The organism is Paenibacillus sp. J2R1T-4 (assembly GCF_059692235.1).
The window spans coordinates 493,851-517,236 of sequence record NZ_JCAUBA010000002.1 but is presented as its reverse complement, the minus strand read 5'-3'; the positions used below and the strand labels follow the sequence as shown (position 1 = coordinate 517,236).

At 46.9% G+C, this 23,386-nt stretch carries 23 protein-coding genes; 8 read left to right on the top strand and 15 right to left on the bottom strand.

All coding sequences use genetic code 11. The features are described 5' to 3' along the window. Position 1: 1 nt before the first annotated feature. Genes nirD through AC58QD_RS05995 form a run of 3 tightly spaced genes read right to left on the bottom strand, consistent with a single transcriptional unit; the run spans position 2 to position 4,082 of the window. Positions 2 to 349 (bottom strand): nitrite reductase small subunit NirD, encoded by a 348-nt coding sequence (gene nirD, locus AC58QD_RS06005; RefSeq protein ID WP_497331039.1) that lies wholly within the window; start codon positions 347 to 349, stop codon positions 2 to 4. Between the two features lie 27 nt (positions 350 to 376). After that, positions 377 to 2,800 carry a nitrite reductase large subunit NirB gene (nirB, locus tag AC58QD_RS06000; protein WP_497331037.1) on the bottom strand — a complete coding sequence of 808 codons (2,424 nt, stop codon included), beginning with the start codon at positions 2,798 to 2,800 and terminating at the stop codon, positions 377 to 379. Positions 2,801 to 2,825: 25 nt separating this feature from the next. Next, positions 2,826 to 4,082, bottom strand: a complete 1,257-nt coding sequence (locus AC58QD_RS05995) for a nitrate/nitrite transporter (RefSeq protein ID WP_497331035.1) — start codon at positions 4,080 to 4,082, stop codon at positions 2,826 to 2,828. A gap of 394 nt (positions 4,083 to 4,476) precedes the next feature. On the opposite strand from AC58QD_RS05995, the gene AC58QD_RS05990 reads away from it, so the two are divergent. Together AC58QD_RS05990 and AC58QD_RS05985 are read left to right on the top strand one after the other, a co-directional pair. Continuing rightward, a complete protein-coding gene (locus AC58QD_RS05990; RefSeq protein ID WP_497331033.1) occupies positions 4,477 to 5,082 on the top strand; it encodes an ANTAR domain-containing response regulator in 606 nt (201 codons plus the stop codon). Further along, entirely contained in the window at positions 5,079 to 6,110 is a 1,032-nt protein-coding gene (locus AC58QD_RS05985; RefSeq protein ID WP_497331031.1) for an anthranilate phosphoribosyltransferase, read from the top strand. The genes AC58QD_RS05990 and AC58QD_RS05985 overlap by 4 nt, the downstream gene beginning before the upstream one ends. Before the next feature lie 57 nt (positions 6,111 to 6,167). On the opposite strand, the gene AC58QD_RS05980 is transcribed toward AC58QD_RS05985, so the two are convergent. Together AC58QD_RS05980 and AC58QD_RS05975 are read right to left on the bottom strand one after the other, a co-directional pair. Next, on the bottom strand, positions 6,168 to 6,836 hold the full coding sequence (locus AC58QD_RS05980) for a tetratricopeptide repeat protein (protein ID WP_497331029.1): 669 nt from the start codon (positions 6,834 to 6,836) through the stop codon (positions 6,168 to 6,170). A gap of 67 nt (positions 6,837 to 6,903) precedes the next feature. After that, complete coding sequence (locus AC58QD_RS05975; RefSeq protein ID WP_497331027.1) at positions 6,904 to 7,281, bottom strand: ArsR/SmtB family transcription factor; 378 nt, start codon at positions 7,279 to 7,281, stop codon at positions 6,904 to 6,906. Between the two features lie 115 nt (positions 7,282 to 7,396). On the opposite strand from AC58QD_RS05975, the gene AC58QD_RS05970 reads away from it, so the two are divergent. Next, positions 7,397 to 8,002 carry a pentapeptide repeat-containing protein gene (locus AC58QD_RS05970; protein WP_497331025.1) on the top strand — a complete coding sequence of 202 codons (606 nt, stop codon included), beginning with the start codon at positions 7,397 to 7,399 and terminating at the stop codon, positions 8,000 to 8,002. A 20-nt stretch (positions 8,003 to 8,022) separates the two neighbouring features. Here the strand turns inward: AC58QD_RS05970 and AC58QD_RS05965 are convergent, their stop codons facing one another. From AC58QD_RS05965 to AC58QD_RS05955, 3 genes are read right to left on the bottom strand one after another with little or no spacing between them, the layout of a single operon-like run. Further along, complete coding sequence (locus tag AC58QD_RS05965; protein WP_497331023.1) at positions 8,023 to 8,283, bottom strand: hypothetical protein; 261 nt, start codon at positions 8,281 to 8,283, stop codon at positions 8,023 to 8,025. 25 nt (positions 8,284 to 8,308) lie between these two features. After that, positions 8,309 to 8,992 carry a PGAP1-like alpha/beta domain-containing protein gene (locus AC58QD_RS05960; protein WP_497331021.1) on the bottom strand — a complete coding sequence of 228 codons (684 nt, stop codon included), beginning with the start codon at positions 8,990 to 8,992 and terminating at the stop codon, positions 8,309 to 8,311. Further along, entirely contained in the window at positions 8,989 to 9,951 is a 963-nt protein-coding gene (locus tag AC58QD_RS05955) for an RluA family pseudouridine synthase (RefSeq protein WP_497331019.1), read from the bottom strand. Before AC58QD_RS05955 ends, AC58QD_RS05960 begins: the two co-directional genes overlap by 4 nt. A gap of 177 nt (positions 9,952 to 10,128) precedes the next feature. On the opposite strand from AC58QD_RS05955, the gene AC58QD_RS05950 reads away from it, so the two are divergent. Further along, positions 10,129 to 10,719, top strand: a complete 591-nt coding sequence (locus tag AC58QD_RS05950) for an SOS response-associated peptidase (RefSeq protein ID WP_497331017.1) — start codon at positions 10,129 to 10,131, stop codon at positions 10,717 to 10,719. Between the two features lie 135 nt (positions 10,720 to 10,854). Here AC58QD_RS05950 and AC58QD_RS05945 read toward each other — a convergent pair whose 3' ends face one another. The 3 genes from AC58QD_RS05945 to AC58QD_RS05935 all read right to left on the bottom strand — a co-directional run bounded on the left by AC58QD_RS05945 (position 10,855) and on the right by AC58QD_RS05935 (position 15,198). Beyond that, positions 10,855 to 12,741 (bottom strand): DEAD/DEAH box helicase, encoded by a 1,887-nt coding sequence (locus AC58QD_RS05945; protein WP_497331015.1) that lies wholly within the window; start codon positions 12,739 to 12,741, stop codon positions 10,855 to 10,857. A 98-nt stretch (positions 12,742 to 12,839) separates the two neighbouring features. After that, a complete protein-coding gene (locus AC58QD_RS05940) occupies positions 12,840 to 14,195 on the bottom strand; it encodes a dipeptidase (protein ID WP_497331013.1) in 1,356 nt (451 codons plus the stop codon). 124 nt (positions 14,196 to 14,319) lie between these two features. Further along, on the bottom strand, positions 14,320 to 15,198 hold the full coding sequence (locus AC58QD_RS05935; RefSeq protein WP_497331011.1) for an SDR family oxidoreductase: 879 nt from the start codon (positions 15,196 to 15,198) through the stop codon (positions 14,320 to 14,322). A gap of 137 nt (positions 15,199 to 15,335) precedes the next feature. On the opposite strand from AC58QD_RS05935, the gene AC58QD_RS05930 reads away from it, so the two are divergent. Further along, on the top strand, positions 15,336 to 16,352 hold the full coding sequence (locus tag AC58QD_RS05930) for a helix-turn-helix transcriptional regulator (RefSeq protein ID WP_497331009.1): 1,017 nt from the start codon (positions 15,336 to 15,338) through the stop codon (positions 16,350 to 16,352). Between the two features lie 112 nt (positions 16,353 to 16,464). Here the strand turns inward: AC58QD_RS05930 and AC58QD_RS05925 are convergent, their stop codons facing one another. After that, positions 16,465 to 16,785: a hypothetical protein gene (locus AC58QD_RS05925; RefSeq protein ID WP_497331007.1), complete on the bottom strand. Its 321-nt coding sequence runs from the start codon at positions 16,783 to 16,785 to the stop codon at positions 16,465 to 16,467. Between the two features lie 135 nt (positions 16,786 to 16,920). Between AC58QD_RS05925 and AC58QD_RS05920 the strand changes: the two genes are divergently transcribed. Further along, the gene (locus tag AC58QD_RS05920) at positions 16,921 to 17,526 is read left to right on the top strand and encodes a YitT family protein (protein WP_497331005.1); all 606 of its coding nucleotides are present in this window, start codon (positions 16,921 to 16,923) and stop codon (positions 17,524 to 17,526) included. 95 nt (positions 17,527 to 17,621) lie between these two features. Here AC58QD_RS05920 and AC58QD_RS05915 read toward each other — a convergent pair whose 3' ends face one another. Both AC58QD_RS05915 and AC58QD_RS05910 read right to left on the bottom strand, forming a co-directional pair. Further along, entirely contained in the window at positions 17,622 to 18,095 is a 474-nt protein-coding gene (locus tag AC58QD_RS05915; protein ID WP_497331003.1) for a GNAT family N-acetyltransferase, read from the bottom strand. A 3-nt stretch (positions 18,096 to 18,098) separates the two neighbouring features. After that, positions 18,099 to 18,740, bottom strand: coding sequence for a L,D-transpeptidase family protein (locus AC58QD_RS05910; protein ID WP_497331001.1), 642 nt, complete (start codon positions 18,738 to 18,740; stop codon positions 18,099 to 18,101). A 220-nt stretch (positions 18,741 to 18,960) separates the two neighbouring features. Between AC58QD_RS05910 and AC58QD_RS05905 the strand changes: the two genes are divergently transcribed. Both AC58QD_RS05905 and AC58QD_RS05900 read left to right on the top strand, forming a co-directional pair. After that, positions 18,961 to 20,535, top strand: coding sequence for an FAD-dependent oxidoreductase (locus tag AC58QD_RS05905; RefSeq protein ID WP_497330999.1), 1,575 nt, complete (start codon positions 18,961 to 18,963; stop codon positions 20,533 to 20,535). Positions 20,536 to 20,586: 51 nt separating this feature from the next. Next, entirely contained in the window at positions 20,587 to 21,648 is a 1,062-nt protein-coding gene (locus tag AC58QD_RS05900; RefSeq protein ID WP_497330997.1) for a Gfo/Idh/MocA family protein, read from the top strand. 137 nt (positions 21,649 to 21,785) lie between these two features. On the opposite strand, the gene AC58QD_RS05895 is transcribed toward AC58QD_RS05900, so the two are convergent. Next, positions 21,786 to 23,291 (bottom strand): extracellular solute-binding protein, encoded by a 1,506-nt coding sequence (locus tag AC58QD_RS05895; protein WP_497330995.1) that lies wholly within the window; start codon positions 23,289 to 23,291, stop codon positions 21,786 to 21,788. Between the last annotated feature and the right edge of the window lie 95 nt (positions 23,292 to 23,386).

Genomic DNA, 23,386 nt, shown 5'->3' with positions numbered 1-23,386 from the left:
GTTATTCCCCGCTCTCCGTTGATGGAAACCCGATCCAGACGTTTCCATCCTCTACTTTCGTCTGGTAGGTCCGAACAAAGCCCGTATCCGGAGCTTGAACTAAGCCTGAGGGCAAATGAATCTTGCGATCATGCAGCGGGCAGAATACATGATCGTCACAGACAATCCCTTCTGCAAGAACTCCCTCCTTATGAGGACAACGATTTTGTACGGCTTGAATTTTCCCGCTGCTTAGCTTGAATAAGGCTACTTCTTCCCCTTTATAACGAACGGTTCTGCCTGTATGGCTCGGCAGCTCTTCATAGGCTGCGGCATGAACCCAATTCAATAATCCTTCTGTAACATTCATCGCTCGTCACTCTCCCCAGTCAGCAAGTTACTTCACTTCTACAACCTCGTATAAATCCTGTTGGATTTTCTTGTTGTCAATCGCTTCACGCCAAGGATCCTTCGTTACGGAGAGGGTAATGTCCATCCGTTTACATAGCTCATTGCGTTTCTCTTCATGTTGAACAACTTCCCGAATATGGTTAATACCTAACCGTTTAACCCATTCACTTGTACGTTCCCCATATATACCTGACTCCCGGTAATATTGAAGATAGGCTTCTGCGTACTCCATCACTTCATCCTCAGTCTTAACTGTGACGAATAGATCCCCAGCGCGAACCTTTACTCCGCCATTCCCGCCAGCGTACAGCTCCCAACCCCCATCTATTGCTACTACCCCAAGATCCTTGATCACGGATTCCGCACAATTACGCGGACATCCCGATACGGCCATCTTGACTTTGGCAGGCGTATTCAATCGTTCGAACCTTTTCTCCAGACGTATCCCCATTCCCATGGCGTCTGCAGTTCCGAAGCGGCAGTAATCCGAGCCCACACAAGTTTTCACCGTGCGCAGCGCTTTGCCATATGCGTATCCGGATGGCATATCAAGCTCTTCCCAGATACTTACCAGATCTTCCTTTCTCACTCCAAGCAGATCAATACGTTGCCCTCCGGTCATCTTTACCGTAGGGACGTTATATTTCTCTGCTACCTCGGCAATTCGTTTCAATTCTTTGGGATTCGTGACTCCACCGTACATCCTGGGAACGACGGAGTAAGTTCCATCCTTCTGGATATTGGCATGCATCCGTTCATTAACGAAGCGTGAAGTCCGATCATCCTGATACGATTCCGGATGGACCATCGCCAAGTAATAATTGATGGCCGGACGGCATTTCGAACAGCCCTCTTCGTTATTCCAACCCATTACATTCATTACTTCCCGAACATGGCTTAAGTTTTTATCCCGAATAGCTTCCACTATCTCTTCACGGGACAAGCTGGTACAGCCGCACATAGTTTCTTTTACAGCCGTCTTGTCGTAAGAAGCGCCTAACGTACAAGCCAACAGCTCGCTAACCAGCGGTTTACAACCGCCGCAAGATCGGGATGCCGTTGTGGAATTCTTCACACCCTCCACGGTCGTCAAGTCCTGTTCCCGTATAGCAGCGCATATCGTTCCTTTGCTTACCCCGTTACAGCCGCATATGATCGAATCGTCAGTCATCTCCGCAACTCCAGATGTGCTGCCGGATTTACCATCTGATCCGTCCCGAAGGATCGAGGTTTTCTCCATTGCGCTAATGTCTTCACCTGTTCGAATCATGTTCATCAAGCGAGTCCCATCGGAAATATCACCGAACAGGACGGCTCCCACAATCCGGTTATCCTTTATTACGACCTTCTTATAGATGCCGGAGAAATCATCCTGAACCCGTATCGCCTTAATCCCCTCGGCCTCCATGAATTGACCGCCGGAGAATACGTCCACGCCAGAAACCTTCAATTTGGTATTCACGACTGACCCTTCATAGGGAGCCGTCTGAACACCCGCCAGATGTTTCGCGAGAACAGCCCCCTGTTCGAAGAGTGGAGCAACCAGACCATAGGCTACTCCTCGATGCATGGCACACTCCCCGACCGCATATATGCCTGTAACACTTGTTTCCAGATAGTCATTCACGACGATACCGGGATTCAACTCAACACCTGCTAATTTGGCTATATCCACATTAGGACATATCCCTACGGCCATCACGATCAAGTCAGCATCCGCAACCGTGCCATCTTTGAATTTCAGACCGTTTACTCGTCTTCCTCCGAGTATCTCTGCGGATTGCTTGCCTAATAAGAAGTTCATTCCTTGCGCTTCTAATGATTCCTGAAGCAGTTTAGATGCGGTTCGGTCCAGTTGACGTTCCATAATCGTATCCACGATATGAACCACATCTACTTGCATACCCAGATTTAGAAAACCTCTCGCTGCTTCTAGTCCAAGCAGCCCTCCGCCAATAACAACCGCTTTTTTGTAAATCTTGGCTGCTTCGATCATTTTCTCGCAATCCTGAATCGTTCGGTATGCCATTACGCCTTCCTTATCAGCTCCAGGTAGTGGCAGCATGAAAGGATTGGACCCGGTTGCGATTATGAGCTTGTCATATCGAACCACTCTTCCCTTGTTACTGGCAACCGTACGGGCACCATGATCAATTGCTGTTATACTCTCGTTCGTAAATAAATGAATACCGTTCATTTCATACCAGTCCAAGGGGTGAGTCACGATGTCATTCACACTCGATTCACCCGATAGGACATAGGACAATAAGATGCGGTTATAGTTGGGATGAGGCTCTTTACCGAAGATCGTAATTTCATATTTATCTGGTGCCAGCTTGAGCAAATGCTCGATTGTATTAACTCCTGCCATCCCATTCCCGATGAGGACTAGCTGTTCCTTGTCAGCCATGGCGGCTTCAACTCCTTCTAGTTGGTTAGATTGCATCCACCGCAGTGTTATTGGGTAGCTTCTCATTCGTATTACTTGAAACTTTACCGCCCTCTCCAATCCATGTGCGCTTCCACTGGATCTGAACGATGGCTAGCAAAAGGATGCAGCTTAGAGCAATCGCGCTTAGAATCAGAAAACCGGGTGTGAAAGACCCTGATGAAAACTTCAAATTACCCAATATCTTAGGCAGAAAATAACCTCCTAGCCCCCCAGCTGCCCCCACGATTCCCGTAACAATTCCGATCTCCTGACGGAACCTCTGCGGTACTAGTTGGAACACCGAGCCATTGCCCATTCCCATACACATCATGGCTATGAATAGCATCGAGGTAGTAAGTGCGATTCCGGGGAGTGCGGATATTCCAGCCATCATAATAGCAATTACTCCGTAGAGCCCCATCAGCATCCGAATTCCGCCAACTTTGTCTGCCAACCAACCTCCAACAGGTCGGAAGAAGCTGCCTCCAATGACACAGATCGTAGTGAAATCTGCCGCTTTTACAGGCGATAACCCGTATTGGGTATTGAAGAAGATCGTGAGATAAGTAGCCAACCCTACAAAGCCGCCGAATGTTACACTATAAAAAACAGAGAACATCCAAACGTCCTTTTGCTTCAGCACATTTCTATAATCGCTCAGCTTCTTGGGTGCAGGACGATTCGGGCTGTTCTTGGCAAGAAAGGTAAAAACCAGAAAGGTTAGAGCAATGGGTATCATTGCCAAACCGAAAACAATGTGCCAATCTCCATAATGCTGAGCGAGCCGATTAGCGAATAAAGTAGCGAAGATTGTACCGCTGTTGCCTGCTCCTGCGATTCCCATTGCAAGTCCTTGATATTGCGGCGGATACCATTGGCTTGCGAGCGGTAATGCGGCTGCGAAGCTGGCGCCAGCGATTCCTAACAGCAATGCGATCATGTACATCTCGGTCATGGAATTGGCGAATTGCCACCCCCAAAAGAGTGGAATGAGCGTTAGAGCAAGACCAAGCTGCCCGGTCAGCTTAGGACCGATTCGATCTGTCAGATAACCTAACACCAATCTCAGAATAGAACCTCCTAAAGTAGGAAGTGCCACCAAAGTCGCCTTTTGACCCGCATCCAATTCAAAATCTCCAGCAATAATGACCGCTAACGGTCCGAGTAACACCCACACCATAAAACTCATGTCGAAGTAAAGAAAGGAGCTGAATAAAGACCCCTTGTGACCGCTGTGCATAAATCCTTTTCCACTTGCCATACGAATCTCCCCCTAATGAATATTAGAATCGAACATAGAAAAGGCCGACAGACGTTGCCTGCACGGGTGCAGAACGTCGATCGGCCTCATTGCCGGCAGCAGTCACAGATGTTGTGACGGCTTCGATTTATGGATTCATTTAATGCTTAAAACGACTATCCAGATACGTCAGTGTAGCGGATAGGAACAACTGTGAAGAATGGTAAGAATTCGTTGGCACCTCATTGTGCCGATAGGCTTATTATAGAACGCATTTAACGTTGCGTCAATAAACCTAACATAATATTTCTGAAATAATAAACAAATTTAGGTTATCGACAATAATTAATGGATTATGCTATATTATACGGTATATTAACTGACATGTTTTGTAACTTGCCAACAAGGGGGTTGAATGATGCTCCAATCTTTTGTCCTCATTCGTAATTCCGCTCCAAATAAACCTCCCCTGCTGCCTGAAACGCTTCTATCAGATATGGGGTTTCGCGTTTATGCGGCGAGTACAGAAGAACAACTCTTTGTAAGCATGATTAAGGCAGATGCAGCATTATTATGTGTGGAACCGGCCGAAGTGGAATGTTGGAGAAAGCGTGTCACATCCATCAAGGGTATGCCTGTTCTATGGTGGTGTGATCCAATCACTTTTCCTAGTCACGAATGTCAATTGGCCCCTGGTATTGACGGCATGATCGGTCCCGGCATGAACAGCTTAGAAATCCATTGTTCCTTGCTGTTAAGCGTGAATCATTATTTCCAGAGGACCGCATGGCACCAAGAGCGCGAGCAGTTACTTTCCCGTCTGGAGGAACGCAAGTGGATCGATCAAGCCAAACGTATTCTGAGTGAAATGAAACATATTTCGGAAGCGGAGGCTTATGAATTGCTTCGCAAGCAGGCGATGAATGACCGCAAAAGAATAGCGGATGTTGCCACCTCCATCGTGTCGGTGTATCAACTGCTGCAGGAGAACAAAGAGAACAAAGGAGGCCGGAGACGATGATTTCGTTACTCAAAGAAGTGGGACGCGGTAAACGCGGCGCGCGCGACCTCACATACGAGGAGGCGCGTCTAGCAGCCGAATCGATACTTGACGGGAATGCAACTCCAGTTCAGATCGGGGCTTTCCTCGTTGCAGAGCGTATTAAGATGGAATCCCCGGAAGAGCTGCTTGCCTTTATTGATTCACTCCGTGAACATCGGCTAACTCATCCTATACCTGGCAGCCTGGATTGTGCGGGTCCCTATGACGGACGTACTCGATCCTTTTATGCCACACTCCCTACCGCCTTCGTCCTAGCCGCATGCGGGTTGCCTACTGTCTTGCATGGCAGCTCGAGCTTACCGCCCAAATGGGGAGTTACTTTATTGGATGTGCTGAAAGAACTCGATATTGAGGCAGCTCAAGCTCCCAGGAGCGCCTTAATAGACGCCGCTCGGCGAAGCGGGTTCCTGTTCGTCCCAACTGAAGTATGGTGTCCTCCTCTTGGGATGCTTCGAGAAACCCGCCGGCAATTAGGTCTTCGCACAGTGTATAATACAGCCGAGAAATTATTGCGTTTCGCAGAATCATCCTATATGGCAGTCGGTGTTTTCCACGGTACAGTATTCGAGAAAATAACGAACCTCATGCTGAGGCTTGGCGTCACTCACGGAATTGTCGCTCAAGGCGTGGAAGGTTCAGAGGATCTGGCGGTTGATAAACGAACAAGAACCTATATCATTCGTGATGGCAGCAGTGAGCTTTTCATTGTTGACCCAGAGACCCTTGAACTCATGGTGGAGCAACCGGATCTGGAATGGAGCCCTGCCTTGCAGGCAAGGACTGCCGTTGAAGTTCTCGAGAACGAAGCTGAGCTCCCATTCCTTAACTCTGTTCTGCTGAATAGCGCGGTTCGCCTGTGGGTATGCGGCAAAAGCGGATCGATCGAGGAAGGAATATATATGGCCCGCCACGCGATTGAACAAGGCTATGCGCTTGGTAAGTTCAACGAATGGAGAGCTGCGTTGAAGTCGATCTCTTACATTTAGACGTTCAAAAGCCTTCAGAGTCACTGTAACAGTGGAACTGAAGGCTTTTTGTGCATCTTATTTCTTCTGTAATCCAGCAAGAATAGCCCATCGGCGTTCCGTGCGCCGCTTGTATTTCGGCAAGGAACGATACATCTGTACAGTTGCCTTAAATGCTGTCGCCGCCTCTTGTGTGCGGCCAAGCTGAGCATATAGTTTCCCTAGCCGATAATAGGCTTCACAGGATGACGAATGCTCACTGCGGAACTGCTCCAAGTAACGGATTGCTTTCTCCGGATAAACAGCAGCCACAGCTTCTCCTAGACGCAGATAAGGTTCTCCGAACTTGAGCCTTGGATTCATCTCCAGACTCTGGAGAATCAGCTTCTCCCCTTCCTCCACTCGCCCAAGCTTCAAGTAACAATATCCAATCTCATAAAGCACCTCAGGTGAGTCTTCCATAATGGGACGTACCTGATCCAAGTATTCCAACGCCGCTGTATATTGCTTCTTCTCTATTAATAGCCTCGCCGCTTCCAGCTTATTTCTCGTGTGATGCGGATTGGCCACTAATTCTTGACGCAGCTGACTGAGGCGTCTGCTTCGCTTGAATGGCTTGACGAAGCTGGGTGTGAAGCCGAAAAATCGTCGATCAATGAGGTATAGAATGGCAAGCAACACGAGAATGGCGAGAATTGGATTCCCTAATAACCGCCAGAGCAGAACAAAGATAATAATTTTACCCACAACTCTTACCTCCTGTGATCTCTTACGGAATGAAACCTAACACAGAACCAACTACAAACACTTGAAATTAGTGATGAGTAAGATGCTGCAAGGTTTGACCGAACAGCTGTTCGATATGTTCGTCGTCCAAGGAGTAAAAAACCGTCTTTCCCGCTTTGCGCCGTTTCACAATACGCATGTTGCGCAAGTATCGAAGCTGATGAGAGACAGCAGATTGCCCCATACCTAGAAGGACAGAAAGATCATGAACACATAGTTCTTTGGCCAGAAGCGCATATATGAGCTTGATTCTGGTTGGATCCCCCAATGTTTTGAAGACATCCGCCATTTCTGACGCGGTAGAATCACTGATCATCCGTTCTTTCATCAATTGAAGATCGGCATCTGTCCCAGCGCAGGGATCCTCACAAATATCCGCGGAAAGGGTTTGGGTCCTTTTATCCAATGTACTCACACCGCCTTAAAAAGAGTCATAGTTGCTCCAATTATAACAAAAAAATGGCAATTGCTCGCTAGTCGTTTATACTAGACTTTACTAAGTAAGTTAAGCGGGGGCGAATATGTATACTTTTAATAGCCAGCATTACGAGGGTGTAGATTTCAGCAATCAAGACTTCTCGGAGAAAATGATGCAGCATAGCGTTTTTATTCAATGTCGATTTCGCAATTGCCGCCTCAGTGAAGTGATTACACTTGCCTGCCAATTCATCGATTGTGACTTCTCCGGCGCTGAATTCAACGGATCGGCACATACCAGCTCTGCCTTTACGAATTGTTCCTTCACGGCAGCTAATCTATTTGTTGCCAAATTCTCGGAATGTAAGATGATTGGATCCGATTTTGCGGAGGCTAGTCTGGATGGGATCACAATAGAGCGGGGAGACTGGTCTTATGCCAACTTACGTAATGCCAATCTCCCGAAGCAATCCTTACGCGGCGTTCGATTCGTCGAAACTGATTTATCACATTGCAATCTGGAGAAAGCTGACTTACGCGAGACTGATCTGACCCGCGCTCGTCTTGGCAATGCTAAATTAAAGGGCGCAGATCTAAGAGGAGCGGTCGTGGACGGTATAGATTTCAAATCTTTCGATATTGGCGGCGTTCGTATCGATATCGCACAAGCAGGCGCGTTCAGCCGTTCCTATGGAGCCAAGATTGAATAGCATTCCGCGGGTAATTAACGTCATAAACTATTTAATGCAGTGTCCACTAACAGGTCGAAGAGCTCATCATCTTCTTCCAAAGCATCCTCTACCGCTAATATTTCTTCCTCTTTACCAGAATCCTGAGAGAAGTTGAGCGCATAGCTCCAATCCTTCTTGCTTTTGCTTTGCAGCGTAATTTCATAAGCATTACTGTGGGACTCCACCTCAAAAAGAACACGCCCTACATACCCGTCTTCCTTCGAATGGCTCATTGTTGCCTCTAGGATTTTAATCTGCATGCCTGGTTATCTCCTTTAATGATAATTATTTAATGGGGTTAATAAAATTCCATATAACGTCTGTAGTAAGTTCTAGATTGGATATCCCATGGTCATTGTGATAAGGATGACTGGAACGAAAATAATCAGTATGTCCGCCTACTAATGGGTATGTGCTGATCTTACAAGGTGCATACAGCTTGGAATTCCAAAGCGGCCAGCCATTAGTTCCTTTCTCCCATCCTCCCCATGTACCAATTCGCACGATCGGATCTGAGCCTTTCTTATTGCCGGCTTTTACTCCATACGTATACAGAGTGCGATCTCGAAAGGAAACTGGAACCGCATGTTTGGGGCAACCAATCTGCACGATACTGGAAATGCGGATACCATTATTGTTCAGAATTGAAGCAGCATGGATGGCAGCAATCCCACCTGCACTATGCCCGATCAGAACAATATCATGGTCTCTTCCACTCTGCATGATAGACTCGCTAAGAAGTTTGCCTCGGCTAGATGCGATTGCTTGGATTGACTTTCTGGAAATGTCTTGTCTCGCTTCATTTAACTGATCTATTAATCTGCGCTCCCATGTGCCATAAGGGTGAAGAAAGTGAAAGAACGCTTCGCTTCCGGCCTTCAAATAACGTTCCCCAAGAGCAGCGCTTAGAGGATGCATGAAGTCTGCACTTGTAGCTACACCAGATAATAAATAGACTTGTGTGCTCATTGCAAGGTGTATGTGATTCCCTTCAGCCGCAACATTTGACTGAACAGGTCAGGTAATGGAGCTGTGAACCTACGTCCATCCGGCATTACGGTCTTCCAGGCATGAAGAAGCTGATAGTTGACTTCAGCAACAGCCTTGCCGCCATACTTGATGTCTCCTAACAAAGAATGGCCGATGCTCTGAAAGTGAGTACGAATCTGGTGGGTGCGTCCGCTAATCAGCTCAACCTCAACCAGCGTATACTCGTTCCCCGTCTGCAGCACTCGATAATTCGTTGTCGCTTCCATTTCTTTTACAGGTCCATTTGATGTCGTTTTAGAAGAGGCCGGATTAATAACACGAGTACGGTTACTGCTCTCATCGCGGACAAGAGTACCAGATATTGAGGAACTCCCTGTTAGTTTTCCTTCCACGATTGTCACATAGTACTTCTCCATCTCACGCTTCTGAATCCACTGGTTGAGCTGATGCAGCATCCCAGCCGTTTTACCTATCAGAACTAGTCCGCTCGTATTCCTATCTAAACGATTGGCGGATGCCGGTTGGAATAGTTGGCTGTCAAGCTCGCCTTTTCTGTACAAATAAGCATGAACCCGCGAGATGAGCGTATCCTTTTGTTCAATCTGATCAGGATGGGTGAGCATTCCGACTGGTTTGTTCACTACCAATAGCTCTGTATCTTCAAAGATCACATCGAGCTGTGAGCTAACCCCGGAGAATTTCTGTTTCTTGTCAGGACCATCGCCAGCTTTCTTGTAAGCCTCCTCCTCCATGAACAGAGTGAGTTCGTCGCCTGAGACCATTTCGTAATTCTGCTTTTTTCTTTTCCCGTTTACTCTGACTTGACCTTGATCAATCATTTTATAGATTTGTCCCAAAGGGATGTTAGGCAGTAAAGATCGTAAGTATCGATGCAGTCGCTTGCCGCCCTCCGAATGAGTAACGGTACGTGTAATCATATGTCATGCACTCCTGTCTAACCTGTGTTATCAAGCTTGATCATACCTCACCCTATGTTTGTATTCAAGTTGCAACTCTTCTCAATGGCCGACACCTTCAATTAGATGTTTGACGCGGTATGCATATTATGGCCAAAACAGAAGATACTGTGAGAAAAAAGGTGGTGCTTGTCCCTCATGTTCACTCGATTCTCTCTATCCGCGGACACTACTGAACTTGCCGAACGTTTCTCCATTGATAAAGTGCTGATTGGTTATGCCAAAGGCGATTTACACCCAAGTCAACCAATACCGGTCATGTATTCATATCAGAATGAAGTGTGTCTTGATATGTATACTTGGGGGATGTTTCCGTTCTGGGCCAAAGATTCGATTAATGCGCCAAGCGAGACGATCCACGAGAAAAGAGGCTACAAGCGTAATTTCTCCAAATGCAGATGTGTGATCCCTACCGATGCATTCTACGGTGTTCTGCAGGAAGGTAAAATAACGAAGAGCGTCGAATTCAAATTTCCCGATCAAAAAGTATTCGGCATCGCAGGTCTTTATGATGTTTGGGATTTCCCGGACGGGTCGGAGTATCGCACATGCACCATTCTGACTACCGCTTCAAATCGAGTGGTGTCCAATTATTACGAGCGGATGCCTGTTATTCTGGATGAGCCCGCAATCAGCCGTTGGTTAGATAACCGAATAACAGATAAAGACGAGCTCCTCCCTCTTCTCCGCGCCTATGAGACGGAGCCCATGGATGTAAGTGTTCATTAATCTTTATTAGGAACCAAAACGACTCCGCAGCGAATGATGCTGCGGGGTTTTATTTCGGGTAGATCACGAAACAGCAATAAGCTGTGTACCAGTTAGCCTTACAACTTGGTATACAGCTTATCATATAGTAGGTTATTACTTTCCTCTTCGAGTAGATTGATTAGTACGTCCTCGAGAACTTACACTGGTTGGCTGAGAACTCCGCTTGGATGAGACTGCTGCTCCACGGCCCTGCTTGCCGCTGTTGCGCTTATTATTCGACCATTCATCACTATCGCGTGAACGATCGTTCCCACCTGCGGTTAACACTCCGCGAGCAGCTCCTCGTGAGCCGCTGCCCGCTCTTCCGCTACGTGAGTCACTGTCTCGCGATTGCGCATTGCCGCTTACCGGTTTCGCCGTAGATGAACCTGCTCCCCTCGAGCCAATGTCTCCACGACCGCCTCGCTTGTTGTTTTTCGCCGCCAGTGCATAACCGCTAACCGGTTTTTCAGATGAACGATCTGCCTTTGGTTCATTTACTCTAGGGGCTGCTTGACCTGCACCATTATCCTTGGACAATCTCGCTGATGCAAGCACTGTTCCTCGGAAGCTGCTTTCACCACGCGCACTGCGCTGCTCGTTGCCACGCGACAATCCATAACCGCTCACTGGCTTTGTCTCCGATGGACGCTCCGCATTGCGGCCATCTGATCTAGCTGACCGTCCTGCTCCTCGAACAGAATCGCGCGATGAACCGCGTTCACTGCCTCGGGCACCTGCTCCGCGCGATGTGCCGCGCTCACTGCCTCGAGCACCTGCTCCGCGCGTGCGTGCACTGTCGCGTGAACTGCGCCCGCTGCTTCGTCCACTGCTCGATTTCGCAGCAGCCTCGCCTTGTCTTTCCCTCGGCTCTCTCTCGTTACTGCCTCTATCCATCTCGCGGCGCTCCAGCGTCATCCCGATCTCGCGTTGGATTTGTTCCACATACTCTTCATCGCGAGGAGCCGCGAATGTAAAGGCTGAACCCGTGTGCCCAGCTCGACCTGTCCGTCCAATGCGATGAATGTAACTCTCCGCATCCTGCGGAATGTCATAGTTGAACACGTGAGTGACACCTTCCACATCTAATCCGCGTGCTGCAACATCAGTTGCCACTAAGATTTGCAATCTGGCATCGCGGAACCGCTTCATCACTTGCTCGCGCTTCGATTGAGTAAGATCGCCATGCAGTTCATCGACATTGAATCCATGTGCTGATAAGGCTTCAGTCAACTTCTTGGCCCGAATCTTCGTCCTGCAGAAAACAACTGCCAAATAAGGCTGATAATGCTCCAACATGGAGATTAATGTTTCTTGCTTAGCCCGGTCAGTCGTTTCGATAATAACTTGATCGATGCCTTCAAGTGTGATCCGCTTGCCTTGTACATGAATGTCGTGCGGATCCCGCATATAGTTAGCCGCTAGCCGCTTCACGTTATCGGGCATCGTTGCAGAGAAAAGCATCGTCTGCCGATCGGATGGGGTCTCTGCAATAATCTCTTCCACTTCTTTTAGAAAACCCATATGCAGCATTTGGTCCGCTTCATCCAATATAAGCATGGAGAGCTGATTCAACTGTACCGTGCCTCGTCTTATATGATCCAGAAGCCTTCCTGGAGTTGCAATAATGATAGAAGGGGTTTCTCTTAATTTATGGATTTGAGCTGTGACATCTTGTCCTCCGTAAGCTGCTAACACTCTTGCACCTACGGCTTCCTTAAGCTTCTTGACTTCAGACGTAATCTGAATGGCCAGCTCCCTCGTCGGTGTTACGATAAGGGCTTGCACTCGATCCTCTTGGGGATTAATCGTCTGAAGAATGGGAAGCACGAAAGCGAGAGTTTTCCCTGTCCCTGTTTGTGCCTGGACAATCACATCGCGCCCTTTGAGAACGACTGGAATCGCCCGCTCCTGAACAGGAGTGGGGGTCACCAATCCGCCTTCACTTAAAGTGTCAACTAATTCATCCCGTATTCCTAATTGTGTAAAAGTAATCGTCATTTCCGCTGCTCTCCTAATAATAACTAATTTCATCCAATACTTCAGTTTACCCCAAAAGAAAGTTTTCGTATATGCACTCCCTTATCAAACGTTTAAATTTATATGATTTTTAAGAACTCAACTATGGTTAGAAGCCCTTTGTGAAAGTTGTCCAAATGAAAATGTTCATTTGGAGCGTGCAGGTTCTCATCGGGAAGACCAAATCCCATTAAGACTACAGGAGCGGATAATACACGTGAGAAAGTCTCGACAATTGGAATCGACCCCCCGCCTTTGGTAAACACTGGCCGTATCCCGTATACACGCTCGTAAGCATCAGCGGCTTTTTGCAGCATGGGAATCGATGGATCAATCGTAAACGGATTCCCTCTCTCACGTTTGGTCACAGTTAATTTTGCGCCTACCGGAGTTCCCTTTACAAGATGATGCTCGATTTTATCAAGAATATCCTCAGGGTTTTGGTTTCCTACCAGCCTGCATGTAATCTTGGCATGGGCCTCACAGGGAATAACGGTCTTCGTCCCTTCTCCTTGAAAACCACCGTAAATGCCGTTTATCTCGAGTGTAGGTCGGGCTCCGATTCGTTCTACGAACGTGTATCCCTCTTCTCCGAATAATTCGGTTAAGCCAAGCTCTTCCTTCAGCTTCTCTTCATCGAATTTAAGTCTCGCAAACTCATCTTTCATCAAGTCCGAAAGCGGCGGTACATCATCATAAAAACCGGGGATCGTTACAAGGCCACGCTCATCATGTAACGAACTCAAAAGCGAGACAAGGGAATGCAGCGCATTGGGAACGCCTCCTCCGAACGACCCGGAATGGAGATCCGTATTGGCAGTCTTTACACTAACATCAAGCGAACAAAGTCCGCGAAGTCCGGTGCAGATTGCCGGTTTTCCTTTTTCTAGCAACGCAGTATCAGAAATTAGTACTAAATCAGCTGCTAAATTCTCCCGATGGCTATCCAAAAAAGACGGCAGATGGGGACTGCTGATCTCTTCCTCACCTTCAATACAAAATTTGATGTTGACTGGCAATGATCCCTCTTGTTGAAGAATTGACTCTATAGCTTTAATGTGCAGGAAGAGCTGTCCTTTGTCGTCCGTCGCACCTCTTGCATAGAGCTTCCCATCGCGAACTTCGGGTTGAAAGGGCGGCGCTTCCCACAAATGAAGAGGATCAACCGGCTGAACATCATAATGCCCATACACCAAGACAGTTGGTTTTCCCTCGGCATGCAAATGATCAGCGTAAACTATGGGGTGGCCGTCCGTTTGATGAATCTTAACATTCTCAAGACCAGCACGTGTTAATGCATCCGCAAGCCAATTTGAAGCTCGGATTACGTCTGCTTTGTGTTCCGACAGCGCAGATATGCTGGGAATGGACAACCATTCGTTCAGTTCGTTTATATGCTGCTCCATTCGATTTCGAAAATAGGTTTGATATTCCATTAGTGACCTCCCAAAAAATAGACATCTCGTTCTTATTGTAACATTCTTCATCACGTTGTTTTGCATAATAAAAAGGACTATCCATTTAACTGGAAAGCCCTAATCATTCCTTCAATTCATGTAATTACTCCTCTTGTAAAATATGTTTCTTGTAGTAATTGCCCCAGTGAGGCCTGGAACCATCCTGATCCGTGAAGCCATATTCATCGGACAACCCCCATGAGCTTAAAGTTTGTCCGCTCTTCTCCCTAACGTTCGGATCAGCCGCGAGACACGCTACAGCCTTGCCCACAAAGAATGGGGTCTCCGATGCAATGAAATGCGGTTCCTTGGCAGCTCCGTCCTTCCAGTTGCTCTCGGTTACGCCGAACAAATCAAGCATCGCTTCGGAGCGAAGAAATCCTGGAGTCACCGCCAACGCAGTAACATTGTGCTGTTTCAGATCAGCAGCCATCGCTTCCGCCAAGTGGATATTGCTTATTTTGACCAAACTATAATACAAGTTTCCTCGGTATTTATAATCGATCCCATCGGTAATCTCGATAACTAGACCATGTCCGCGTTCTACCATTAACGGGACTCCGTAATAACTGGTCATAATGTGCGAATGTACGGCTCGCTCCTGCATCAATAAACCATTATGAAGAGAATGCTGCCAGAAAGGAACCTCCCATTTCGTAAGCTCGTCTCCGCCCCACACATCGTTCACCAACACATCCAATTGCCCGTTCTGCTCCTCTCGAATACGTTCGAACAAAGAACGAACTTCAGACTCCACGGTATGGTCTACACGTACAGCGATTCCGACGCCGCCCATCTGATTAACGAGTTCCGCTGTCTCTTCAATCGTCTCCTTCCTGCCTTCTGTAGCTGGTTTACCGCGAACGCTGCGTCCCGTTACATATACGGTTGCCCCTTCAGCCCCCAGCATCATCGCAATTGCTCTTCCAGCACCTCTCGTGGCTCCTGCCACTACAGCAACTTGTCCCGATAATTTCCCCATATGAATCCAGCCTCCCGATCTTGAAATGTCATTCTTGCTTACTTATTCATCATATCCTTCTAATAAGACAACTACTGTCTTATTACTGTGATACAATCAAAATAATTGATAAAGCCAGGAACGGAGCTGTTGGAAATATGCGTGCAGATCGATTACTCTCTCTGATGTTGTTACTGGAAGTGCATCGGAAGATGACCGCTCAAGAGATGGCGGAACGACTGGAAGTATCCGAAAGAACGATTCAACGCGATATGGAAACCTTAAGCGCTGCAGGTATACCGGTCTATGCCGAACGCGGCAGCGGAGGAGGATGGTCGATTCAGGAAGGCTATCACTTCCGGCTCAATGCTCTTAACGATGCAGAAACCCGCAGCTTGTTTCTTGGCAGCCCAGCCCGTCTTCTCTCCGATCTTGGACTGGAGCAATCGTCGGAAGCCGCTTTTATGAAGCTGTCTGCAGCTCTCGCCCCGGGACTTCGTCAGCAGGCTGAATATGCCAAGCAACGTCTTCTTATTGATGAAGCTGGTTGGTCTCGCCGTGAGGAAGCATCGCCATTTCTGCAGCTTCTACTCACAGCGGTATGGGAGGAGCGTATGCTGCAATTTACATATCAGAAGCTGAGCGATGCAGAGAGTACGCTTCCGTTACCCCAACGAATAGTGAATCCACTTGGCCTGATTGCCAAAGGAACTGCATGGTACCTCGCTGCTTCTACTGAAGACGGCGTTATCCGGACCTATCGGGTTTCCCGAATCCGCAGCGCTAATCTATTAGAACAGAAGGCGAACCGTCCTGAAGGCTTCGATCTTGCCCGCTATTGGGAGCAGTCCAAGAGTGACCTGAAGCAGCAATTGCCGCGTTATCCGGCAGAGGTTCTTATCGATCCTTCAATCGAGAGAGTTATTCGACAAGCTCTGTATGTACAAGTGAATCATATAGGCTCACATGATCCGGAACAAGGTTGGATTCCTCTGTCAGTTGATTTTCACAACCTGCATTCCGCAACTGAATTCGTATTAAGTCAAGGTCCCCGCATCAAAGTCTTAAAGCCCTATGAGCTGCGTGAGCAAGTATTGTCATCTATCCGACGCATTGAGGCTTTATACTCAAGTGCATCGGAGTCATCTAGTCGTACGAATGACCCCCAAGACTAGCTGTTTCGACAGCAGTTGGCAGGATACGAAATCACAACCGCAATAATCTATGAAAACTACTGAATTTTGACGGTTCTTAGCGATTACTGCGCTTACCTGGGAAATATTCAATTTATCTTGATTCAATATTTCCCGCTTTTTGATCCATCCAACGATCCTTAAGCTGTCTGAATAATCCAACTTCCATATGTATGCGTTCCTGATCCAATTCCCTATGTTGAATGAGTGTGCACTCCATGAACTGTCCATCGATTTGAATGAAGAACCGTGATTGCCCTGCGTCATAATACATTGGAATTTTCCAGCTGCCTTCTATGCTAGCTTTGGCGAACCATTGCTGCTGTAAAGCCAACCTGAGCGTATACAGTCTTCCCAAATACCGGATACCCTCCGGACTTACTACTGCTTCTCCAACTTCTACTACTTTCTCCATTCTCTATCCTCCATTAGTCGACAACTGTTTCCTGTTGCCATCTTACCAGTTCACATCACGAGTTCAAGAGGGAATAAATGGGGCTCACCTATCATATTCATCTAAGACATGTCCTACGGGCAGGAGCTGATCGAGTTGCAGTTGTTACAAAAAATAGCGGCCATCCTAACAGGAAGCTTATTATTAGCGGTTGGGATCGACTTTTTCCTGGTGCCCTTTGAAGTATTGGACGGGGGGATTATTGGAATTGCACTGATGCTCAGTTATTTGACGGATCTGAAGGTAGGTGTAGCCAGCGTAATATGCAGTGTTCCCATTTTTCTATTGTCATGGTTTCATCATCGCAATCTATTCTTCAGCAGTCTTCAAGGCTTATTGGTCTCTTCGATCCTGATCGATTTGATCCAGCCGTTCCAATATCACTTTCTTTATATGGTCGAGCTGTCTCCACCTGTTAGTTCTATGATCGGCGGTCTGTTCATTGGTTGCGGGTTCGGCATTATGCTGCGCTACGATCTAAGTACGGGCGGAATGGATCTGCTGGCTCACTATCTTGCAAGATCCTCTTCCATAAATGTAGGCATCATTATCTTCGGGTTGGATGCATTTATCGTAAGTTTAGGCGGACTGATTTTCTCAGCGGAAACCTTTCTCTTATCCATAATGAATATTTCGGTTGGCGCCATGGCCACAAGTCTATGCACGTGGAAACCTAGTCCAAAATCAAGAAGCGCTCACTGAGTTCCAGCTGTTCACGAAGTCCATATTTGTTCTCAAATAATAACAGCGTCTCTGGAATAGTTCCAGGACGCTGTTAATGCTTGCTTGAGATGAGATTACAATTTCAACATGCCTCGATAAATTCCCGGAACGGAGTTTTCGATAGGGATCGCTCCAACTGTCTTACTATAATACTCTACTGGACCTGCTCCGCCAATAACAGCATACCCGTATCCTAGTTCATGCAAGGCGTGCATGGAAGCAATGAGTAATCCTGTTCCGACACCCCTGCCTCGCGCTTGTAACGAAACCCCGGTAGGTCCGAAGTAATTTTTACAAGTCGCCTCGTAGCAAGCGAATCCGATAATGGTTCCATTCTCAATCGCAATGAAGCAGGATACAGGTTGATTCGTGAAAGCTACCTCGGTCTCGCTGGCCCATCCTTCATTGAAATGCTCGCGCACCCATTGTACAACCACATGCTTTTCCGGAGCAATCGGTCGTCTAATCTCTATCCCGCTCTCAGCTAATTTGCTCATAACAGGAGCAGCCTGCGGCAATTCATACAGCTTGACTAACATATCTGGCATAGTTCAGTTCCCCCTAGTGGTATGGTTGGTTTGTAGAAATGGAATGATTTGCGTCAGTTCATGCTGTGTACCTATTGCGATATGAGGGTTATGTTCCGGTGATAACCACTGAAGCAGCCTCTTCATGTCCTCTTCAGACATCGCTACACAACCCGCTGTAGGAGATTCCGGACCCTGCCATACGTGCATGAAGATCGCACTGCCTTTACCAGGGATAATAGGACGCACGTTATACTCAATAACCGCAGCATATGCATATGCAGGTATGGCAAGCCGCTCGAATGATTTCCACCGCTTATGCGGATCTCCTTCATAACGTACCCATTGATTATAATCTGCCGAGTCAGGATCGTCCACCCAAAAATCATTCTGACTGGTCAAACGATATGGCCAGTGACAGGAATCAGGAGCAGCATGTGTACCGAAGCCAGTTCCGATTGTGAACAATCCTATCGGCGTCTTCCTATCCCCTTCACATTTGTCTTTAGTTAATCCATTCTTTCCTATAACCGTCTGAATTTCTTCAATCTTATTCCAGGTGCTTTGTTGTTGGGAATATTCGAGCATTTTTAGTGAGGCATGAGTTGAAGAAAACGCTTGTGATTCCACAATAATTAGCTGCCTGCAAGGATAATTGTGAACCATTATAGAAATTACCTCCAAAATGATTGACATATTCGGATATTAACTCCATTATACAATTAGAGCTAGCTGACTTAGATACACAACGTACTTTTAATGAAGCATTAGATTACCAAAAGAAGTCATCATTGTCTCTATTCTAACCAAGTTACAGCAACTACAATGGTACTATCTATGCCGCAGGCATAGCAAACCCAATCCTAAGAAGGTGGAGGACATTCTCATGAATAGAGTATTGCAGGCCGATATTGTCATCATCGGCGGCGGAACAGGCGGTTGTGCAGCAGCACTAGCTGCCGCCAAACGAGGACAATCCGTCATCATGACAGAAGAAACGGATTGGATCGGGGGACAATTAACAAGTCAAGCCGTCCCGCCTGATGAGCATCCCTGGATTGAGCAATTCGGTTCTACTCGCAGCTACAGACAGTTCCGCGAGGGTGTGCGCGATTATTATCGCGATCATTTCCCGCTAACGCCAGAAGCTAGAGCAAATGCTAGGCTAAACCCCGGCAACGGGAATGTTAGCCGATTGTGTCATGAACCTCGCACGGCTCTTGCTGTAATCCAGCAAATGCTTGCGCCTTTCATTCATAGCGGGAATCTGCTCCTGCTCACAAACCATGTGGTTGAACAAGCCCAAACGGATGGTGACGACGTTGTATCCGCTACTGTTCGTAACCTTAACACAGGTGCACATATCGAGCTTCAGGCTCCATACTTCATCGATGCTACCGAGTGCGGTGATGTATTGCCGTTAGCTGGTGTCGAATATGTAACTGGTGCAGAATCAAAAGCTCAGACCGGCGAGCCTCATGCTCTTGATGGTGATGCCGATCCGATGGATATGCAAGGCATTACTTATTGCTTTGCGATGGATTACAGAGAAGGCGAAGATCACACCATCGAGAGACCGGCCAATTACGATTTCTGGCGGGAATACAAAGCTAGCTTTTGGCCGGACAAGCTTCTTAGCTGGAGCGGCGTTCGTCCGCATACATTAGAGACGGTAACATACGAACTGTTCCCAGGAACAGAGCGCTTCTCTCTATTCTATTACAGACAAATTGTCGATAAGAACAACTTCCTGGCAGGCACGTTCGATAGCAATGTGACGTTGGTCAATTGGCCGCAGAACGATTACTGGCTTGAATCTGTAATTGACGTTAGCGAGGAAGACCGTCAAAAGCATCTTGAGGATGCAAGACAGCTCAGCTTCTCCCTTCTATACTGGCTGCAAACAGAAGCGCCGCGTCCTGATGGCGGACAAGGCTACCCAGGCTTGCGCTTGCGCAAAGACATCGTAGGTACTGAAGATGGTTTGGCAAAGTATCCCTATATTCGTGAATCCCGCAGAATCAAAGCTGAGTTCACTGTAGTGGAGCAACACGTTGCAACAGACTGCAGACCTGACGGCAAAGCCGAGACATTCTTCGACTCAGTCGGTGTTGGCTGTTACCGTATTGATTTGCACCCGAGTACAGCAGATCGTCATTATATCGACATCTCTTCTCTGCCTTTCCAGATTCCGCTCGGCAGTTTAATTCCAATTCGAGTGAACAACTTATTGCCAGCTTGTAAGAACTTGGGAGTTACTCACATTACGAACGGTTGTTACAGACTGCATCCAGTAGAATGGAACATTGGTGAAGCTGCCGGTTATTTGGCTGCCTACTGCCTCGAACACGGGTTAAAGCCTCGTGAAGTGCGTAACTCACCAGACCAATTGAAGCAGTTCCAACAAATGCTTGTAAGTGAAGGAATTGAACTAGCTTGGCCCGCTATTCATGCTGTATAATGATTAAGATTCATTCCCAGTAAACCAAATTTATTGTATGAGGTGTATTCCATGAGCAAAGTAGTCCGTATTGGCGTAGTAGGTGCCGGTTCCATTTCTCAGAGTCATCTGAATGCTTACAAAAACAACCCAGAAGTCCAACTAATTGCAATATGTGATTTAAACGAAGAACGCGCCAAAGAAAAAGCAGAAAAATATGGAATTCCGAATGTATACACGGATTATCACGCTCTTCTCGCGAATCCGGATGTCGATGCAATCAGCATTTGTACATGGAATAATTCCCACGCCCCTATCAGCATTGCTGCGCTTGAGGCTGGCAAGAACGTACTTTGTGAGAAACCTCTGTGTAAGACAGTTGCTGAAGCTTATGAAGTGGAGCAAGCCGTCCGTAAAAGCGGCAAGCTGCTTCAAGTTGGTTTTGTACGCCGTTACGCTTCCAACACACGGATCGTTAAGGAATTCCTTAATAATGGCGATCTAGGCGAGATCTACTATGCCAAAGCTTCATGTATCCGTAAGTTAGGTAATCCAGGCGGCTGGTTCTCTGATGTAGAGCGTTCCGGTGGCGGTCCTCTGATCGATGTGGGTGTTCACGTTATCGACCTTTGCTGGTACTTGATGGGCCGTCCTAAAGTGAAATCAGTAAGCGGTAATACTTACAATAAGCTTGGTAACCGCTCTAACGTCAAGAACTTGAACTTTTACAAAGCAGCGGATTACAATGCTGAAATCAATACGGTAGAAGATATGGCTAATGCCGTAATCCGTTTTGAGAACGGTGCTTCCATCCTGGTTGATGTAAGCTTCACGTTACATGCTAAGAAAGACGAATTGACGGTTAAGCTGTACGGGGACAAAGGCGGCGTTGAGTTGGAGCCGGAATTAGCCATTGTTACGGAGAAGTACGATACAATCCTGAACGTTACTCCTCAAATCAACAACCTGACTTTCGATTTCGTAGCTGGTTTCCAAGACGAGATCAATCACTTTGTCGACGTATGCCTAGGTCGCAAAGAGACACTTAGCCCAGTTGAAGACGGTGTGGAAATGATGAAGATCCTATGCGGAATCTACGAATCAGCTGCACAAGGAAAAGAAATTCAATTTTAATTAATGGCATAAATTATCAAGACCCACTCTTCTCTTACGAGAAACGTGGGTCTTTTTATGCTATAAGAGCTACTGCATCTATAATAGGAAGAACCCACTGGGCATCTGCCAGCGGGTTCCTCTTCATTACGAATTCATTACTTCTTGGTTGTTGCGATCCATTCATTGGCGGCTTTAATCATTTCGTCTCCGCCTTCTGATTTCCATTGTGCAAGGAACTTGTCATAGTTATCAAGTGAATCTCCGCCAGTTATATACTTAATGAAAGTATCTTCCATTAATTTGTTAAGCTTTTGTCCGTTTTTGGCGATCGCATCAAGCGGCGGTGCAAATGAAAGCGGATCAGAAACCACGCTGCCTTTAGCGTTATCTTGGTTTTTAGTGAAAGCTTCTGTCAGAATAGGATCTTTTCTAACGCGAGCCTGCCAGTAGATTGGGTAGTTCTTCTCATCAGTACCGGTCAAGAATGCACTTGCATTGTTGTACTCATCATTAAATTTCGGCAAAATCGGGAAATAATTGCCGTTCTCCACTTTATGGTGTACGCCTTCCTGACCAATTGAAGCTACTTTGTGAATTTCTTTATCCAACTTCAGATCCAGGTACTTCATGACTTCATCTTTATTTTCCGCCCACTTAGGAATTGCGACATAATAAGCGATACTTCCCGCACCTACCACTTGCGTTTTGCCGTTATCCCCTTTCAGGTATGGCAGCTGTGCTATTTTTGCAGTTGGGAAGTTTTTCACCAGGGCGTTCTGTACAGTCGGAGCATTGTAGTAACCATTCACCATCATGGCCGCTTTTCCGCTTGTGAAATTCTCGATCAGTTTGTTTCCTTGGTTAATGGCCCACTCCGCATCGATCAACTTCTCGTCGTACAATTTCTTCATAAATGCCAGGTATTGCTTCATCGCCGGATTTTCTACATAATGCGTGATCTTTCCGTTTGCTTCCTGCCAACCGGTTGTAATGCCGAATGTTGAAGCGATTTCAGACACCATCGGGCTTTTGCCGCCAGTAAGTGGAATGACGTTCTTCTTTTCTTTGATCGTCTTCAGGAACGTATACAGCTCATCGCGGGTCGTAGGTGCTTTCAGACCAAGCTCGTCTATCCAATCTTGGCGAGTAATAAGTGCTGTATTAACGATTAGACCTGTTCCTGATTGTGGAATCCCATAAGTTTTTCCGCCCAGTTTTGCTCCGTTCCAGGTAGTCTGGCTAATCACACTTTTCAAATTAGTACCATACTTACTTACAAGCTCATCAATGGGTTCCAATGCTCCAGATGCAGCTAGTTTGGCATACTGTCCTGAGCCGAGAATCATGAAGTCATATTTCTCTTTGCTGGCCATCAGCAGGTTTAATTTGTCGTCCGGATTTTCAACAGGCAGCATCTCATAAGTAACTTTGTATCCTGTTTTTTCGTTCAAATATTTGGCTACTACTTCTGCGTTCGGATCAAATCGACCGTATTGAATTAGAGCTTTAAATTCAGGCTTCGGCTTATTTGCTGTTGCTGTAGCTGTAGGACTTGGGCTCGTTGTTGAACCGCTCGTTTTGGTATCAGTTCCGCCGCCGCAAGCAGCAAGCGTAGTAGCCAATGTAGCTATCGATAGCACGGTTAATGTCTTTTTGAACATGGATGAACCTCCCTTTAAATGTGACACTCATTATCGGTTACAACTTAAATCCAATGCTTCTGGTGTGAATCCGGGGACTGTCCATCACCTCCCTT

Coding starts and splice junctions, on each gene's coding strand:
- nirD (WP_497331039.1), bottom strand. CDS start 349: ATGAATGTTACAGAAGGATTATTGAATTGGGTTCATGCCGCAGCCTAT.
- nirB (WP_497331037.1), bottom strand. CDS start 2,800: ATGGCTGACAAGGAACAGCTAGTCCTCATCGGGAATGGGATGGCAGGA.
- AC58QD_RS05995 (WP_497331035.1), bottom strand. CDS start 4,082: ATGGCAAGTGGAAAAGGATTTATGCACAGCGGTCACAAGGGGTCTTTA.
- AC58QD_RS05990 (WP_497331033.1), top strand. CDS start 4,477: ATGATGCTCCAATCTTTTGTCCTCATTCGTAATTCCGCTCCAAATAAA.
- AC58QD_RS05985 (WP_497331031.1), top strand. CDS start 5,079: ATGATTTCGTTACTCAAAGAAGTGGGACGCGGTAAACGCGGCGCGCGC.
- AC58QD_RS05970 (WP_497331025.1), top strand. CDS start 7,397: ATGTATACTTTTAATAGCCAGCATTACGAGGGTGTAGATTTCAGCAAT.
- AC58QD_RS05965 (WP_497331023.1), bottom strand. CDS start 8,283: ATGCAGATTAAAATCCTAGAGGCAACAATGAGCCATTCGAAGGAAGAC.
- AC58QD_RS05960 (WP_497331021.1), bottom strand. CDS start 8,992: ATGAGCACACAAGTCTATTTATTATCTGGTGTAGCTACAAGTGCAGAC.
- AC58QD_RS05955 (WP_497331019.1), bottom strand. CDS start 9,951: ATGATTACACGTACCGTTACTCATTCGGAGGGCGGCAAGCGACTGCAT.
- AC58QD_RS05950 (WP_497331017.1), top strand. CDS start 10,129: ATGTTCACTCGATTCTCTCTATCCGCGGACACTACTGAACTTGCCGAA.
- AC58QD_RS05945 (WP_497331015.1), bottom strand. CDS start 12,741: ATGACGATTACTTTTACACAATTAGGAATACGGGATGAATTAGTTGAC.
- AC58QD_RS05940 (WP_497331013.1), bottom strand. CDS start 14,195: ATGGAATATCAAACCTATTTTCGAAATCGAATGGAGCAGCATATAAAC.
- AC58QD_RS05935 (WP_497331011.1), bottom strand. CDS start 15,198: ATGGGGAAATTATCGGGACAAGTTGCTGTAGTGGCAGGAGCCACGAGA.
- AC58QD_RS05930 (WP_497331009.1), top strand. CDS start 15,336: ATGCGTGCAGATCGATTACTCTCTCTGATGTTGTTACTGGAAGTGCAT.
- AC58QD_RS05925 (WP_497331007.1), bottom strand. CDS start 16,785: ATGGAGAAAGTAGTAGAAGTTGGAGAAGCAGTAGTAAGTCCGGAGGGT.
- AC58QD_RS05915 (WP_497331003.1), bottom strand. CDS start 18,095: ATGCCAGATATGTTAGTCAAGCTGTATGAATTGCCGCAGGCTGCTCCT.
- AC58QD_RS05910 (WP_497331001.1), bottom strand. CDS start 18,740: ATGGTTCACAATTATCCTTGCAGGCAGCTAATTATTGTGGAATCACAA.
- AC58QD_RS05905 (WP_497330999.1), top strand. CDS start 18,961: ATGAATAGAGTATTGCAGGCCGATATTGTCATCATCGGCGGCGGAACA.
- AC58QD_RS05900 (WP_497330997.1), top strand. CDS start 20,587: ATGAGCAAAGTAGTCCGTATTGGCGTAGTAGGTGCCGGTTCCATTTCT.
- AC58QD_RS05895 (WP_497330995.1), bottom strand. CDS start 23,291: ATGTTCAAAAAGACATTAACCGTGCTATCGATAGCTACATTGGCTACT.